General features: G+C 57.5%; 15 protein-coding genes. 12 read left to right on the plus strand and 3 right to left on the minus strand.

The genetic code is table 11. From position 1 onward, the window contains the following. Positions 1-131: 131 nt before the first annotated feature. On the minus strand, positions 132-986 hold the full coding sequence (locus AAF739_02435) for a pilus assembly protein N-terminal domain-containing protein (GenBank protein MEM6381506.1): 855 nt from the start codon (positions 984-986) through the stop codon (positions 132-134). A 299-nt stretch (positions 987-1,285) separates the two neighbouring features. Here AAF739_02435 and AAF739_02440 point away from each other — a divergent pair, with 299 nt between their 5' ends. From AAF739_02440 to AAF739_02480, 9 genes are all read left to right on the plus strand, one after another. Next, positions 1,286-1,447 carry a Flp family type IVb pilin gene (locus tag AAF739_02440; protein ID MEM6381507.1) on the plus strand — a complete coding sequence of 54 codons (162 nt, stop codon included), beginning with the start codon at positions 1,286-1,288 and terminating at the stop codon, positions 1,445-1,447. A 290-nt stretch (positions 1,448-1,737) separates the two neighbouring features. Beyond that, on the plus strand, positions 1,738-2,247 hold the full coding sequence (locus AAF739_02445) for a prepilin peptidase (protein MEM6381508.1): 510 nt from the start codon (positions 1,738-1,740) through the stop codon (positions 2,245-2,247). Positions 2,248-2,498: 251 nt separating this feature from the next. Further along, positions 2,499-3,302, plus strand: a complete 804-nt coding sequence (cpaB, locus tag AAF739_02450; GenBank protein MEM6381509.1) for a Flp pilus assembly protein CpaB — start codon at positions 2,499-2,501, stop codon at positions 3,300-3,302. Positions 3,303-3,306: 4 nt separating this feature from the next. Continuing rightward, entirely contained in the window at positions 3,307-4,767 is a 1,461-nt protein-coding gene (locus AAF739_02455; GenBank protein MEM6381510.1) for a type II and III secretion system protein family protein, read from the plus strand. 36 nt (positions 4,768-4,803) lie between these two features. Beyond that, positions 4,804-5,553, plus strand: coding sequence for a CpaD family pilus assembly protein (locus AAF739_02460; GenBank protein MEM6381511.1), 750 nt, complete (start codon positions 4,804-4,806; stop codon positions 5,551-5,553). Positions 5,554-5,568: 15 nt separating this feature from the next. Further along, positions 5,569-6,846: a CtpF protein gene (locus AAF739_02465; protein MEM6381512.1), complete on the plus strand. Its 1,278-nt coding sequence runs from the start codon at positions 5,569-5,571 to the stop codon at positions 6,844-6,846. Between the two features lie 3 nt (positions 6,847-6,849). Continuing rightward, entirely contained in the window at positions 6,850-8,331 is a 1,482-nt protein-coding gene (locus AAF739_02470) for a CpaF family protein (protein ID MEM6381513.1), read from the plus strand. A gap of 19 nt (positions 8,332-8,350) precedes the next feature. Then, positions 8,351-9,361 carry a type II secretion system F family protein gene (locus AAF739_02475; GenBank protein MEM6381514.1) on the plus strand — a complete coding sequence of 337 codons (1,011 nt, stop codon included), beginning with the start codon at positions 8,351-8,353 and terminating at the stop codon, positions 9,359-9,361. A 19-nt stretch (positions 9,362-9,380) separates the two neighbouring features. Continuing rightward, on the plus strand, positions 9,381-10,364 hold the full coding sequence (locus AAF739_02480) for a type II secretion system F family protein (GenBank protein MEM6381515.1): 984 nt from the start codon (positions 9,381-9,383) through the stop codon (positions 10,362-10,364). A 328-nt stretch (positions 10,365-10,692) separates the two neighbouring features. Here AAF739_02480 and AAF739_02485 read toward each other — a convergent pair whose 3' ends face one another. Then, on the minus strand, positions 10,693-11,517 hold the full coding sequence (locus tag AAF739_02485; protein ID MEM6381516.1) for a tetratricopeptide repeat protein: 825 nt from the start codon (positions 11,515-11,517) through the stop codon (positions 10,693-10,695). A 212-nt stretch (positions 11,518-11,729) separates the two neighbouring features. Here AAF739_02485 and AAF739_02490 point away from each other — a divergent pair, with 212 nt between their 5' ends. The 3 genes from AAF739_02490 (at position 11,730) to AAF739_02500 (ending at position 14,532) form a co-directional block, all read left to right on the plus strand. After that, on the plus strand, positions 11,730-13,205 hold the full coding sequence (locus tag AAF739_02490) for a leucyl aminopeptidase family protein (GenBank protein ID MEM6381517.1): 1,476 nt from the start codon (positions 11,730-11,732) through the stop codon (positions 13,203-13,205). Positions 13,206-13,305: 100 nt separating this feature from the next. Continuing rightward, positions 13,306-13,677, plus strand: a complete 372-nt coding sequence (locus AAF739_02495) for a MarR family transcriptional regulator (protein ID MEM6381518.1) — start codon at positions 13,306-13,308, stop codon at positions 13,675-13,677. A 9-nt stretch (positions 13,678-13,686) separates the two neighbouring features. Beyond that, the gene (locus AAF739_02500; GenBank protein ID MEM6381519.1) at positions 13,687-14,532 is read left to right on the plus strand and encodes an NlpC/P60 family protein; all 846 of its coding nucleotides are present in this window, start codon (positions 13,687-13,689) and stop codon (positions 14,530-14,532) included. On the opposite strand, the gene AAF739_02505 is transcribed toward AAF739_02500, so the two are convergent. Continuing rightward, complete coding sequence (locus AAF739_02505) at positions 14,526-15,503, minus strand: glyoxylate/hydroxypyruvate reductase A (GenBank protein ID MEM6381520.1); 978 nt, start codon at positions 15,501-15,503, stop codon at positions 14,526-14,528. The two genes, AAF739_02500 and AAF739_02505, sit on opposite strands and share 7 nt — an antisense overlap. Position 15,504: the final 1 nt, after the last annotated feature.

Below are 15,504 nucleotides of genomic sequence, written 5' to 3' on the forward strand. Positions count from 1 at the left end.
CGATGGCTTGCAATCAGAGTAAACGTAAGCTTTTCACTTGCCTGCGCAGCGGCTTAAACCGGCTTCATCATGCCGGTTTTTGGCCACCGCAGGTAAGCGAAGCGTCAACGCCGAAAAACGTATTTCGCAGTTTATTCACCGTTTGCGGCGCTGAGCGCGGCGGCATTGCGTGCTTCAAAAGCGGCGAGTGCCGCATCAAGCTGTTCGGTGTCGTCGCCAGGAGTTGGACGAACTTCGCATGTCGGTGAGCAAGCAAAGGTCGTCCGCTGGGTGCCACGAAAGACAGAGACTGTGTTCTGCCCACGGGTGGTCACTTGGATCGTTTGCTCAGCGATGATTTGGCCTTCCGGATCGAGCATAACAAGATTGGTCTCACCGAAGCTCTTGCCAGTCAGGATCATGGTGCTCGGATCGGGCATCGACACATCTGCGATGGCCGGGTTGCCAATGATAATGGTTCCGATGTCGGCCATGACCCGCATCACGCGGGCATGATCAAGCGCAAGGGTGACCATACCACCTGAAATCGCTGGCGCCGAGCTACCGGCCAACGGTTGAGCACTTGCGGCCATAGTGTCTGCGGTATCACCCGTCATAGTATCAGGTTGCGCCGTCGAACCAGACACAGCCATCCGGGCCGCTGACTGCGGTGGTGTGACCTGCTCAGCTGCAGCTTCGACCTGCATGTCTGCAGTTACCTCGCGAGCGGGCGCAATCATAACTGGTTCTGCCTCAGGCAGTATTGTGCGAACAGGCTTAATCTCTTCCTCGGCCGCAATCTCCTCCGCGGTGAGAGCTGGCGGAAGCTCAGCGTTGATTACTTCGCCTGTGTCGACCTTATCGGCAGAGGCAGTAATGATCGACGCATCATCGTGCCCATTGAGCGCTGTTGCTATTGCTGGCACAGACGCAGCAACGCCGAGTCCAAGCAGGGATAGGCCGGCAAGCTTTTTGCGCAGCGAAACGTTTTTTGGGCCGATCGGCACGGGAGGTCCCTCCATCGATATTAGGTGCCAACCAGAATGGACATTTTTGGTGAACGGCGAGTTAAGGCCTGGTTGAAGGCGGCTTTTTCTGAAATTTATCGAATGTTTTTAATTATTTACGCCGTTCTTTCCTGCGCGGTCACTCGCCTGCTGTTTTGGACGGCACATTGGTAAATGCAAATAAATGCAATTTAACCACCGCCCCTCACCTTGCCTTAACGTGCGTTCGCTAGGTTGTTGAGCATTCCGGACGCCAAATGCCCGGAATTGAACAAACACAGTGTGTATGGAGTCTGGACATGAAATCTCTCGCAAAGTTCGCCAAGGACGAATCTGGCGCAACCGCAATCGAATACGGTCTGATCGCAGCCGGCATCGCCGTCGTTATTATTGCCGCTGTTCGCCTGTCGGGCACGCGCCTCAACACGACTTGGAACCGGATCGCGGCTGGCCTTCTCTAAGAGGTCACCATCTGGTGTTATCGAAAGGCGACGAAGCTGCGGCTTCGTCGCCTTTTTTGTCTGGCGGTGGGTCGGTATTCCCGCCGCTGGTCGCGGCATGATGTTTCTGAAAGCCGTCTATTCGTGACCTTTCAGAGCGGAGAAGCGGTCTTGGTTCGCCCGCCTAATCTGTAGCCAACGGCTGATCGAATTAAACCTTGCTTCACGGCAAGCGGTTAGTGTGCGCCATCGCTGGGTGGCGACTGCCCCCAGCTTTTGTTTGCTTACACCAAGACGAAGGATTTGGTACGGTGCTTGAGCTTATCGTTTTGGGCTTATTCCCAGGTCTGGTGCTGTTAGCGGCCACGACCGACGTGTTCACGTACACAATACCCAACAAGCTCAATCTCGTCCTAGTCGCACTCTTCTTTATTGCCGCACCTCTCGCTGGGCTGTCCCTTGAGATGATAGCTTGGCATACCGGTGCCGCGCTTGCTGTCCTTGTGCTTACATTCATCTTATTCATGACCGGGACCTTCGGCGGCGGAGATGCAAAGCTCGTAACCGCTGTGATGCTTTGGTTTGGCCCGGCGGCGGGTCTCGATTACCTTTTGTATGCATCGCTGTTAGGCGGACTAATTACGGCAGCCATTGTTCTTGGCCGGACGCAAGCGTCATCGTTGATGTTTTCGCCCCGCGCGGCATGGCTGGTGCCGTTGCTGAACAAGGAAATGGGTATCCCATACGGCATCGCTTTAGGCGGCGCCGCTATGTACCTGTGGCCGCAAACGTTTTGGTTTGAAATGGCGATCGGCTTCTAACCTCCCATACCACTTGGGAGGTTTGTCCGTTGATCGGCCCACACTACCAAGCCGTGGGCTCGATATCACTCGGTCTTACCGTGCTGAATCAACTTGGCCGCCTAACGGCCTGCAATTTGATCACTTTCGATTAACCTTACCTATACCTTTCCAGCGCAAAGTCTGGCCGAAGCAAGCGTAGGCCACCCGGCTCTTTAAGTAAGAGTTCCGTAACGGAGTGCCCTCGCCGGATTGTCGGAAGGGACGAGAGTATGAAAGTTGCCCGGATCGCAGTGCTAGGTGTTGCCGTCGCCGCCGGCGGGCTCGCCTTTTTGATGTTAAGCAATATTTCGACGCCGCCTTCAGAACCGGTTGCCGAGGTCGACACGTCGGCCGAGCTTAATCGGGTCCTCGTTGCGCGGTACGACCTTTCCATCGGAGAGCGGCTGTCTTCCGCCTCGATGGAGTGGCGCGAGTGGCCCCAACAGAACATCACGGACACATTTATTTCGGAGTCGGCGAGCCCCGACGCCATGACAGATTTCGATCAAGGTATCGTCACCTCGCCGATCTATGCAGGCGAACCCATCCGATCACCCGTCATCGCGACTGCAGAGCGCGGCTTTATGTCGGCGCTGCTTCCATCAGGCCGTCGGGCCGTCTCTATTCGCGTGGAAACCGAAGCGCGGGCGGCAGGCTTCATTCTGCCGAACGACCGCATTGACGTCATTCTGACGAGGGTCGAGCGCGGGGGAAGCCGTGACGGCGGCGACGCGTTCAGCTCCGAAACCATTCTCCAGAATATCCGCGTCCTAGCGATCGACCAGACGTTCGAGGAGCGCGATGGGGAGAAGTTTGTAACCGGAGAGATTGCAACCCTGGAGCTTTCGCCCGGCGAGGCTGAATTGGTTGCGCTTGCAAACGAGATGGGCTCGCTCTCCCTCGTCCTCCGGTCAATTGCCGATATCGATGCCGAAGCTGATGGCGTCGATGAAGATCTTGAACGTCGCTTGCGGGGTGGAGGCAGCGATTCTGGTGCCGTTCGCACGATCCGCTTCGGCGTCGAAGGGGGCTGAGGCCATGAAATCTGTTTCCGGTTCTTCTTCACGCCAGCTTTTTGAGGATACGATCATGCGCTGGATTGCCCTGTGCGCCCTTGCCATCACTGTAGTTTTTGCGAGCCTGCCAATCGACACGGCGCGCGCGACGGGGATGGATTCATTGACCATCTCAAGCTTCGGGCAAACCCGCACGCTTTCGCTCGGTATCAACAAATCGATGGTTGTTGAGTTACCGGCAGACGTCCGCGACGTGCTAGTCTCCAACCCCGAAGTGGCCGATGCGGTGGTCCGCACAGCACGGCGTGTCTTCATCGTGGGTGTCGCGGCCGGCGATACGAACATTTTCCTGTTTGATGGCGCCGATCGTCAGATCGCAGTCCTCAACATCACCATTCAACGCGACGTCACCGGAATTCAGGCAACGATTGCCGATCTGATGCCCGGCGCCAACATCTCTGTTGAACCGGTCAACGATGGAGTCGTCTTGCGCGGCGTCGTCGAAAGTGCCGCCCAAGCTCAGACAGCCGTCGATGTGGCGACCCGCTTTGTTGGTGACGCGGAACGGGTGGTGAATGCGCTGCAGATCGCAGGCGGCGAACAGGTGCATCTTCGCGTCACGATTGCCGAGGTCCAGCGCAACACGCTGCGTCAGCTGGGCGTAAACCTTGGGGACTTTGTCAACGGTCAGCCTATCACCACCACAATCGGCGACGTCTTGCTTTCCGGTGCAACGGTCAACCCGTTCTCCATCTCCGGACAAGCGATCGCAAGTTCTAGGCTGGACATCGTTTCGAATGGTATTTCTGCGCAAATCCAAGCGCTTGAGCAGGATGGTGTCATCCGGACACTCGCAGAACCCAACCTGACCGCTGTTTCCGGCGAGTCCGCATCGTTCCTTGCCGGCGGGGAGTTCCCTGTCGCATCGGGCCTCGATAGCGAGGGTAACGTCACGATCGAGTTCAAGCCCTACGGTGTCGGGCTAGGCTTCACGCCCGTCGTGCTCGCGGGCGACCAGATTTCGCTGCAAATCGAGACCGAGGTTTCGGAACTCACCTCCGATGGAGCTTTCACCCTGCAAGGGGTCAATAACAATGCGTTGACGATCCCTGGTTTGCGGGTCCGTCGTGCCTCCACAATGGTTGAACTGCCTTCGGGCGGATCCATCGTCATGGCTGGCCTGCTTGATCAGCGTCTACGGCACAACGTTGACGGCATTCCAGGCCTGATGAGCCTCCCGGTCTTGGGACAGCTGTTTCGTTCATCCGATTTCCAGCGCTCGCAAACAGAACTGGCAATCTTCATTACGCCCTATCTGGCCCAAGCTGTGTCTCGGCAAGAACTCGTTCGTCCGGATGAGAATCTGCGCCCGACAAACGATCTTTCGACGCTCTTCTTCAACCGCCTGATCGAGCAGTACGGCGTGACCGGGCACTCTCCGCAGGGCCGCTATCAGGGCCATGCCGGTTTCATCATCCATTAATCACGCTCAAGCGCAGCGCGCGAGGTATCGAGTCAGATGACCAAGACAGCAATCATCCCGGCAGCTAACGGCGCCGAAGCGAGCAAGTGCCGAGCTATGCTACGCGCAACTCTTGCAGGGACTGCCCTGCTGACGCTGGTAGCGTGCAACGCACACACATCATCCGTTGGCAGCTATGACCCACGGTTCCTGAACTATGATCAACGTCATCCGCTGACGTTGCAACAGCAAGAGCGGATGATGCCGCTTCTCGTTGGCGCAAATGCTCAGCGCCTTACACAAGGCGATCGGACCGCGCTGACGGGTTTCGTTCGCAGCTATCAGTCGCAAGGTGAAGGATCATTGAAGCTTCGCGTTCCAACCGGTTCGCAGAACGCTCACGCAGCCCGAGCCGCGCTGCCTGACATCCACGATGTCGTTGCAAGCGCTGGAGGCCATCCTGGTCATGTTCGTGTCGAGTACTACAGCGTCGGTGACCCGAACGCGCATGCACCCATCATGGTGATTTACGACAGGCTTGCTGCGGTCACAAATCAATGCGGACAGTGGAGTGACAGCTTCAACCCGCCTTTCGAACACAGCGACTATTACGATTACGGCTGTGCCAGCCAATCGAATTTGGGCGCGATGCTCGCGGATCCGCGAGACCTGGTTCGACCCCGCGGAATGGGCCGCCCAGACGCTGGACGGCGTGCTGAGGTTTTGGCTGCCTACAGGCGTGGCGAACCCACGGCCACACAGCAAGATAGCGAGTCCGAGGCAGCTGTCGCCGACGTGGCCAACTAGTTTCAGGAGCGTCACATGCATGACGATCAGGGGCAAACGCCCGATACGCAAAGCGATGCAGGAGCGCCTGCTTCATCAATAGCGCCGGTGCCACGTATTTCGCTTCAAGCGTTCTGCGAGACGCCCGACCTATTGGACGCGGTTCAAGAAGCATCGCGGGATCGTCGCATGTCAAAAGCACATGTGCGTGCGCATCCCGGGGGAATCGCAGCGGCGTTGGAGTTTTACGCCGCATCACCAACGCCCAATCTCTTGATCCTCGAAAACAGAGCACCGGCTGAAAGTCTGCTTGAGCAACTTGGTCAACTCGCCGAAGTCTGCGACCCGGGCACAGAGGTCGTCGTTGTCGGGCATGTGAACGACGTTATTCTTTATCGCGAACTCATCCGCGAAGGGGTGCGCGATTATGTGGTCGCACCGCTGGCGCCAATGGATATCGTGCGGCTGATATCGGAGCTTTACGACTCCTCGCGAGACAAGCGTCTTGGCCGTACCTACGCCTTCATCGGCGCGCGGGGCGGCGTCGGTTCTTCAACGATCGCCCACAATGTCGCTTGGTCGTTTGCCAACGAACTCGAGACTTCGACGGTGCTGGCGGACTTTGACCTACCTTTCGGTACAGCAAACCTTGATTTCAACCAGGATCCGCCAACAGGCATTGGCGACATCGTATCGGCCCCGGACCGTCTTGATGAGACATTTCTCGATCGTCTTCTGGCAAAGTGCTCAGACCGTCTGAGCTTGTTGGCATCGCCGTCCACGCTCGACAAGGTGACAGACTTTCCAGAACATCAATTCGATCAGGTCATCGATCTTTTCCGGGCGTCCGTGCCCGCGACGGTGATCGACCTTCCTCACCACTGGTCCGGCTGGGTGCGCAAAACGCTCGTCGATGCCGATGAGCTGATGGTGGTGGCTGCACCGGACCTTGCAAGCCTTCGCAATGCGAAGAACCTTATTGACGCGGTCAAACAAGCTCGACCCAACGACGGCCCCCCTCGCCTCATCCTTAATATGGCTGGCATGCCGAAAAGACCCGAGATTGAAGCAAAAGACTTCGCCGATGCGCTCGGCATGGATCCCTTAGCTGTCATTCCGTTTGATGCGGAAACCTTCGGAAACGCTGCCAATTCTGGCCACATGATAGCCGAAGTCGCCGCCCGTCACGATGCGGTCGAAGCGTTTGATCATATTGCGTTGACCATCAGCGGACGTGCCGACGCGCGCGCGCAGAAAAAAAGCCATTTGCCCCCGTTTGTTAAGAAACTTTTGCAACGCAAGAAGGCATCTTAAGCCATGTTTGGTCGTCGCGGCACATCTGATCCCAACGCTCCACGCCCCCAGGACGCGGGAAGTCCGACACCTGCGGCTGCGCATGCTGCGCCTGCGGACGAACCGGCGAGTGGGACCTATACGCCGGCGGCACCGCAGCCTGAGCCTGCACCTGTGGTCGAGGACAACACCCCAGACCCTCGCGCGCGACGTGCGGATTACTATGAAATCAAAACTGACGTTTTCTCAGCGCTGATCGATACAATCGATCTTGCTCAGTTGTCCCGGATGGACACCGACACGGCCCGAGAAGAAATCCGAGACGTTGTAACGGAAATCATCGCGCTTAAAAACCTCGCCATGTCCATCGCCGAGCAGGAGATGGTACTTGAGGATATTTGCAACGACGTCCTCGGCTACGGCCCGCTCGAGCCCCTGCTTGCACGCGACGACATCGCCGACATCATGGTCAATGGTGCGACGACGACCTTCATTGAAGTTGGCGGCAAAGTCCAAAAGACCAACGTCAAATTTCGCGACAACCAGCAGCTTATGAATATTTGCCAGCGGATCGTTAGTCAGGTGGGTCGTCGTGTCGATGAGTCATCACCGATCTGTGACGCGCGTCTTTTGGATGGCTCGCGCGTCAATGTGATTGCGCCTCCACTTTCCATCGATGGCCCTGCACTCACCATTCGTAAGTTCAAGAAGGACAAGCTGACCCTCGGTCAGCTGGTCCGCTTTGGGTCAATCACCGCAGAAGGTGCGACCGTCCTTGATATTATCGGAAAGGTTCGGTGCAACGTTCTGATTTCCGGTGGTACAGGCTCTGGTAAGACGACACTCTTGAACTGTCTGACTGGCTTCATCGAGCACGATGAACGCGTCATCACCTGTGAGGATGCAGCGGAGCTGCAATTGCAGCAGCCGCATGTCGTCAGGCTTGAGACTCGCCCGCCCAACCTTGAGGGCGAGGGCCAGGTTACCATGCGTGACCTCGTCAAGAACTGCCTACGTATGCGTCCAGAGCGCATTATCGTCGGTGAGGTTCGTGGCCCGGAGGCCTTTGACCTTTTGCAGGCGATGAACACTGGCCATGATGGCTCCATGGGCACCTTACACGCGAACTCACCGCGCGAAGCTCTTCAACGTATGGAATCGATGATCACCATGGGCGGATTTTCGCTACCGTCGCGGACGATCAGGGACATGATCTCCGGTTCCATCGACGTGATCGTTCAGGCTGCGCGGCTGCGTGATGGTTCGAGACGGATCACCCACATCACCGAGGTGCTCGGTATGGAAGGTGATGTGATCATCACTCAGGACCTGTTCGTGTATGAAATCCTTGGCGAAGACGCCAATGGCAAGATCATCGGCCGGCACAAATCAACCGGCGTCGGGCGCCCCGCATTCTGGGACCGCGCTCGCTATTTCAATGAAGAAAACCGCCTTGCGGCTGCTTTGGACGCTTCGGCGGTTGAAGATGGTCGAGCGTCGGCCTAACGCTCGGTAGGAACCTCCCATGTTCGATCCGCAGACTGTCTCGATTGCAATCGGCATCCTTTCGGCGCTGTCAATCGCCGGCATCGTTTACGTTGTCCTTGCCCCTTTGATGGATAGGGAAGAGAAGAAAGACCGCATCAATAAGGTCGCGGTTCTCGACCGTCGTGCGCTTCAAGCCCAGAAGCTCGCCAAGGAGGATGCCGAAACCCGGCGGAAATCCATCGCGACGAAGGTCAAACAACAGCAGGACAACATCGAAGAAAGAACCAAGGGGGCCAATACGAGCAAAGCGCCTCTGAACGTTCGCTTGGAACGTGCCGGTCTTAACTGGAACGTCCGCCAGTTTTGGATTTTTTCGGCTTTCAGCGGACTGATGTTCACCTTGGTCGTGCTGATGGCCGGTGCCCCACTTTTCGCTTCGTTCGCAGCTGGCGTTGTTGGATTTTTAGGCTTCCCGCAATGGTATGTCGCCTTCAAGACCAAGAGCAGGCTCAAGAAGTTCCTTCTTGAGTATCCCAACGCGCTCGACGTTGTGGTGCGCGGCATGAAAGCTGGTCTTCCGCTCAATGATTGTATGATGATCATCTCGCGCGAGGCGTCCTATCCCGTGAAAGATGAGTTCAAGAAAGTCGTTGAACATCAACAGCTTGGAATGCAGATCCACGAGGCTGTCGGGAAGATGTATGAGCGCGTACCCCTTCCTGAAGTGAATTTCCTTGCCATTATGCTAACCATTCAGGGGCAGTCGGGTGGTAACCTTTCTGAACCACTCGCTAACCTTTCAAAGGTGGTTCGTGACCGTAAGAAGATGAAAGCCAAAATCGACGCCATGTCGATGGAAGCTAAGTCATCGGCGGCAATCATCGCCTGCCTACCGCTTGCCGTTATCATCCTGGTTTACTTGTCGACGCCGGATTATATCGCGCTGCTGTTCACGGAGCAGTTGGGCAATGTCCTTCTTGGCGCTTGCGCGATCCTCATGCTCACGGGCGTGATGGTGATGCGCAAGATGATCAATTTCGACTTCTGATCAGAAGGATCGCGACGCCATGAGCAACCTCGTGTTTGTCCTTACAAACCCGCAGTTCCTATTCGCTTTTTTCAGCGCGGTCGCCGTCGCAGCGACGGTTTTGACGGTCGCCGTTCCCTTGCTCGCCAGAAACGATTTGGCGGCGCGGAAAAAACGCATGGCGGTCGAACGGTCAGAGATACGGGCGCGGGAACGTGCCCAGCTCGCCAAGTCAGCAAAACACGGTAGTCCTCCTAGCCTGCGCTCGCAGCCAAAGGAGTACATGAAGAATGTTGTCGATCAGTTTGGCTTGAAGCAGCGCCTGCTCGCGGAGGGAACACGCGATAAGCTCGCGCAGGCCGGTGAACGTGGCGAAGCGGCCGTTATTCGCTACATTTTCTCACGCTTGGTGTTGCCAGCAGTCCTGTTCCTGATTGCCATCTTTTACCTGTTTGGCGTCGATAAGTTCGATCAGCCCGCAATGGTCCGCTTTGGCATCGCGGTGGGTATCGGCGCTGTCGGCTTCTGGCTGCCGGACGTTTTACTTAAGAACAGAATTCAGAAGCGGCAGCTCTCAATCAAGCGCGCGTGGCCGGATGCGCTGGACCTCCTATTGATCTGTGTCGAGTCGGGTATGTCGCTCGAGCAAGCTTTCAAGAAAGTTGGCGATGAGGTCGCCGTTCAGTCCATTCCTCTTGCCGAGGAGCTGGGCCTCGTCAATGCTGAACTAGCCTACCTGAACAACCGTCGTCTGGCGTACGAAAACCTTGGCAAGCGAACCGGGCTCGATCAGGTTAAGGCGGTGATGACCTCGCTTATTCAGGCGGATACCTACGGTACGCCTGTGGGTCAGGCCTTGCGCGTTCTCGCTCAAGAGAGCCGCGATATGCGCATGGCGGAAGCGGAGAAGAAAGCAGCAGGTTTGCCGCCAAAGCTCACGGTTCCCATGATCACATTCTTCCTTCCCTGTCTGTTTATTGTCATCATTGGGCCGGCCATTATTCAGGTCATGGCCATCGATTGATCGACCGGTTAGGCGTTCAGAAATCAGGCCCCGCAACATGATGGGCGAGTGCCCTTGATCGAGCCGTCGCTTATGCCCCTCGCACGCCAAGATAATTGGGGCGCATCTCTGGTTTTAACTTACTGAGCGCTGGGTCGTTGGGCCTGGTCCGCGCAGCGGAACAAGGGCCGTGTGTTTATCAAACGTGCAGTTGCGAAAGCGTCCTAAGTGCCACAAAGCCGATCAAGTTGGTTTGTTCGCTTGTCTGCAACTTTCAGCAACACAGTTTCCCGCTGAGAGTCGTGTTTTGCCAGTTGAAGCTTTCAACGCCAAGCGTTGAGCGTAGCCACTAGCCGTCCTGTTCGGCTATCTGCCCCCAGCGATCGCTCTCAGACAGCATTTGCCGCAGGTAGGCGATGTTGGCTTGCGCAGCTTGAGGGCTGATATCTTGCTGAGCAATTTGCATCGCTTCATCGAAGCGTCCTTGCAGACCAACGACAAGGGCTAGATTTCCTCTCACCCGCGGGTCGACCCGCGGGCCTCCTTGGACCGCCTGACGAAGCGTACGCTCCGCTTCGGGCAGGTTGCCGTCAAGAACGTAGGACATCCCCAGATTGCTTAGGATGGTCGGTTCGTCGGGAACGATTTGCAGCGCACGCGCGTACGCGGCACGCGCCTCGGTATGACGGCCTAACTGATCGAGAATGGTGCCTTGCGCGGAAAGGAGTTTCCAGTCCGGCCTCGCCTCAGTGTGAGCACGCGAAATCACTTGAAGCGCTTCATCAAATCGGCCGGCGGCCGTTAAAGCCTTCGCATATGCAGCGAGCACCTCACGGTCATCTTGATTGGCGATGACGGTGCGGCGAAGCACGGCAACAGCTTGTTCGTACCGGCCAGAAGCACGGAGCACCGAAGCAAAATTCATAGCGGCAGACTTGCTGTCAGGGTTCCGCTCGTATCGACGCTCCCATTCAGCTGCAGCGCGCCGAAGCTGTTGATCGGACATCAACTCTGCGTTGCCCTGGACAGCAGCTGGCCCGCTATGTGTGGAGGTCAGAGATGTTGTGCCACAAGCGCTGAGGACCAAGGCCGACGCCACTGTGGCAATCGGCAGGACGCGCTCAAAGCGTTGTGAGAAGCAAGAAAGGCGTGGCAGATAAAAGCGGGCAGCCATGACGGGCAGATCCTTTCGTCCAAGGGCTGTGCTCAACCAATCTCCGCCGCCACAAAAGCCGTCGTCATCAGCCACCACCCCTTGCCAGTCTGATGTCAGCAGCAATATTCCGTTAACCCTAATGAAGTCTTAAGCCGCCCCCTCGACGTTATGTCTGGCATGCATGTGCATTTGCCGAACTCGTCGTGCAAATGACTGTGTAAGGAAGCCCCGTGTCAGAAGCATTTTTCGTCGAGGTCCCCCCGCTTGAAACGCTGGAGAAGCGGCTGCGGCTAGCCGAGGCGGACGGGGCCGGTGGCGGCGAAGTTCCCATTGATCTCTTTCTGGTCGAAAGCGTCGACCAGTTGAGCGTGGCCTTCCCTGGACAGGAAGACGCCATTCAGGCTTGGGCGGCAGCTCAAGGGTTCTCGGCAAAAACCGGGCAGGCGCTGTTTTGGCCCGGTCCCGACGGCAGGATCGCTGCGGCTTTCATAGGCTGCCCCGTCGACCCCGCCACTGGCCAGGCCACTCCAGGATTTGGTTTGGGTGCCCTGCCTGCGCTGTTACCGGAGGGGCAGTACCATCTTCGAACTCGGCTCGCAGACGCCGAAACCGCCCTGACCGCATTTCTTCTTGGCGGGTATCGCTTCAGCTTGCCGGCAAAGACGCCGAATGCTGGCGTTGTGCTGTTGACAGATGAAGCAGCTCGAGCCGCAGCCATAAGCTCGGCGCGAGCCGTGACGTTCGCACGCGATCTGATCAACACACCTGCAAACTTGCTCGGCCCGGAAGCGATGGCACGGAGCGCCGACGCGCTCGCCTCGCAGTTCGGCGCCTCGTTTAGCGTGATCGAAGGAGAGGGCCTTCTCGATCCAGCGAACCCATTTCCTCTTGTTTACACGGTCGGCGCGGCAGCCCGCGACGCGCCCCGGCTGATCGAGATGAAATGGCGAGGAACCGCTGCAAAGGACGATGCAGCCCGGATTGTCTTGGTTGGCAAAGGGGTCAGTTTCGATACCGGCGGACTTAACCTAAAGCCCGGAAACGCCATGAATCTTATGAAGAAGGACATGGGCGGTGCTGCGGCGGTGCTCGGCCTAGCCATGATGATCATGCAGGCTGACCTACCGATCGCGCTCCGGGTATTGGTTCCGGCGGTCGAGAATTCGATTTCTTCACCAGCTTTCAGGCCCAGTGACGTGCTCACCAGTCGCAAGGGGCTCACGGTTGAAATCGGGAACACCGACGCTGAGGGCCGGCTTATACTTGCCGATGCACTTTCCCTCGCTGATGAGGAAAGCCCAGAGCTTCTCATCGATATGGCGACGCTCACCGGTGCGGCACGCGTCGCGCTCGGCCCGCAATTGCCACCATTTTTCACCGATGATGAGGATCTTGCTTCGGAGTTGTCCAGAGCGGCTTACGACGTCGATGATCCAGTCTGGCGGCTTCCCCTTTGGCCCGGTTACGAAAGCGCAATTAACGGCAAGGTTGGTGACATCTCGAACACGGGAAACATGCCGTTCGCCGGTGCAATCACTGCAGCCTTGTTCCTCAAGCGTTTCGTTGAAAAGGCAAAGTCGTGGGTCCATTTTGACATCTATGGTTGGACGCCGTCGACGAGACCTGGGCGGCCTGAGGGAGGCGAAGCTCAGGCGATCCGAGCCCTCTTTAACCTTCTCTCGCAGCGCTACCCGCCTGCTGGTTGATTAAGCGCGCGATAGCCACTATTCATTTTGCACCCGAAACGATTGCGTTTCATTCGGTCGTGGCTACGCCATCGACCTTGAATGGTTCGGAGTGCGTATCATGCAGGCCACAGGATTTATGCCACTCAGTTCCGGCCTGTCGCCGGCACGCGCCTTGAAGCTCTGGCACGATGTCGCCTTGTCCCGCGTTCGTGGCGGAGTTGGCGACCTGACCGAACGGCAGATGTTAATTCTGCTTACCATTTACCTCGAAACACCACCCCATACGGTCCGAGGGTTGGCGTCCAAACTTGGTGTGACGAAGCCGGTCATCACGCGGGCGCTCGATACAATGGGCGCCATGGGTTTGGTAAGCCGCAAACGCGATCCAGCGGACCGTCGCAACGTGATCATCCAGCGAACAGTTGATGGTGCGCTGTACGTTGAGAGGCTCGCGGACACGATTATCGACAACGCCGACGCGTTACGCTAGCCGTCCGCGATGCAGAAACCCGACCCGCGTCGCCATCCATACTGCGATAAAGTCGCGGCATCCTATCTGCGCGGTCAGGTCGAAGCAGAGCGTTTTTCCGACGGGATATCGATGCGGGTAGCGGCAACGGTCACGGACATTGTGGCGAAACCCGGTGCCAGCTCGCGCACATCACAGGCGCTCTTCGGCGAAGTCTTCATCGTTTATGACGAGACAGACGGATGGGCTTGGGGTCAGCTGAAAACCGACGGCTATGTCGGGTGGGTCCGAAGGCAATCCATTGAGCCGATAGCTGAAACGCCGCCGACGCACATGGTGAGTGTCCCGCTCACTTGGGCAACGGCGGATAGCATAAAGGTTATCGGGCGAGGTCCGCTTCTGATGGGTGCGCAACTGTCTGTTGCGAGCCCAGATCGACCGGTAAAAGGATCATCCGCACGTTTTGTCGACACAGATGCCGGCACTGTGCCATCCGGCCATATCTCAGCGCTCCAGCAGTCATCGTCTGGCTGGGTAGAGACTGCACTACGCTTCCTTGGGTTCCCCTACGTTTGGGGGGGGCGTTCCGCCCTTGGCATTGACTGCTCCGCCCTCGTTCAGCTTTCTTTGCAACAGGCCGGCATTGCCGCACCACGGGACAGTGATATGCAGGAAGCCGAACTGGGCCAGTCCATTGATCGTCGTGAAGGCATAGAGCCCGGCGACTTGGTTTTCTGGCCAGGACATGTCGGAATTGCCTTGCCAGGGGAGGTTCTCCTGCACGCCAACGCGTTCACCATGCAAACCAGCACTGAGCCCCTGTCAGACGTCGAAAGCCGCATCGGCGTCGCGACCAAGATCAAGCGGCTTCAATAACCGACTGCCCGGTCAACCAACGCATCAACGGGCTCGCCACGGGCGAAGGCGATCAAGTTCCGCACCATGCCCTGAACCAAAGCTTCTGGCGCGCTCATACCTGCGGTGTGTGGCGTGATGATCAGGTTGGGTGCGTGCCAGAGAGGGTTGTCTGATGGCAGCGGCTCTTCGTGAAAAACGTCGATGCTCGCGCCCTTCAACAGTCCTTCTTCGAGTGCCGCGACCAGGTCGGCCTCAACTTGATGGCCACCACGTCCACCGTTGATCACAAATGGACCCCCTGTGACGCCGTCTTTTGCAAGTTTGGCAAACGTGGAACGATTGAGAATGCCGCGTGTCTGTTCGGTCAGTGGAAGCAGGCAGACCAAAATATCTGTACGAGCGAGAAAGTGATCGAGCTGATCTTCACCGCAATACACCGGGATGGCCGCGTTCGGTTTCGCGGTGCGTGACCATGCTGCGAGGTCATAGCCCAACAGCTTGAGCACCTCACCCGCCGACCGGCCCAATTCTCCATAGCCCATCAGACCGACCCGGACCTCGTGAGCCGACGACTGTGGCAAGGGCTTCCAACGCGCTTTCTGCTGGAGATCGAGGTAGGCCAAGGCCTGCCGATGGTGGGCAATGACGTTCATCACCGTCCACGCCGTCACGCGACCGGTCAGGTCAGGGTCAATAACACGGATGATCGCAGTGCCCTTCGGTAGGTCGGTGCGGGTCGCCAGATGGTCAACGCCTGCGCCAGTCGAAAGCACGGCTCGTAGATTGGGGAAGTTGGCAAAGAACCCATCGGGCGTCTGCCAGGCAAACGCGTATCGAACCTCTCGGCAGTCCTCAGGGTTGGGAACCTCTAACCCATCTGAGAACAGAAGATCGTTTTCGGACACATGGTTCTTGAGATGAGTGACCCATCCCTGCGGAGACCAGTCCCCCACGCTCAGAACGATCTTACCGAGCTCCGTTGCAGCCATA

The sequence above is a fragment of the Pseudomonadota bacterium genome, from assembly GCA_039024915.1.
Lineage (GTDB): Bacteria > Pseudomonadota > Alphaproteobacteria > Rhizobiales > MH13 > MH13.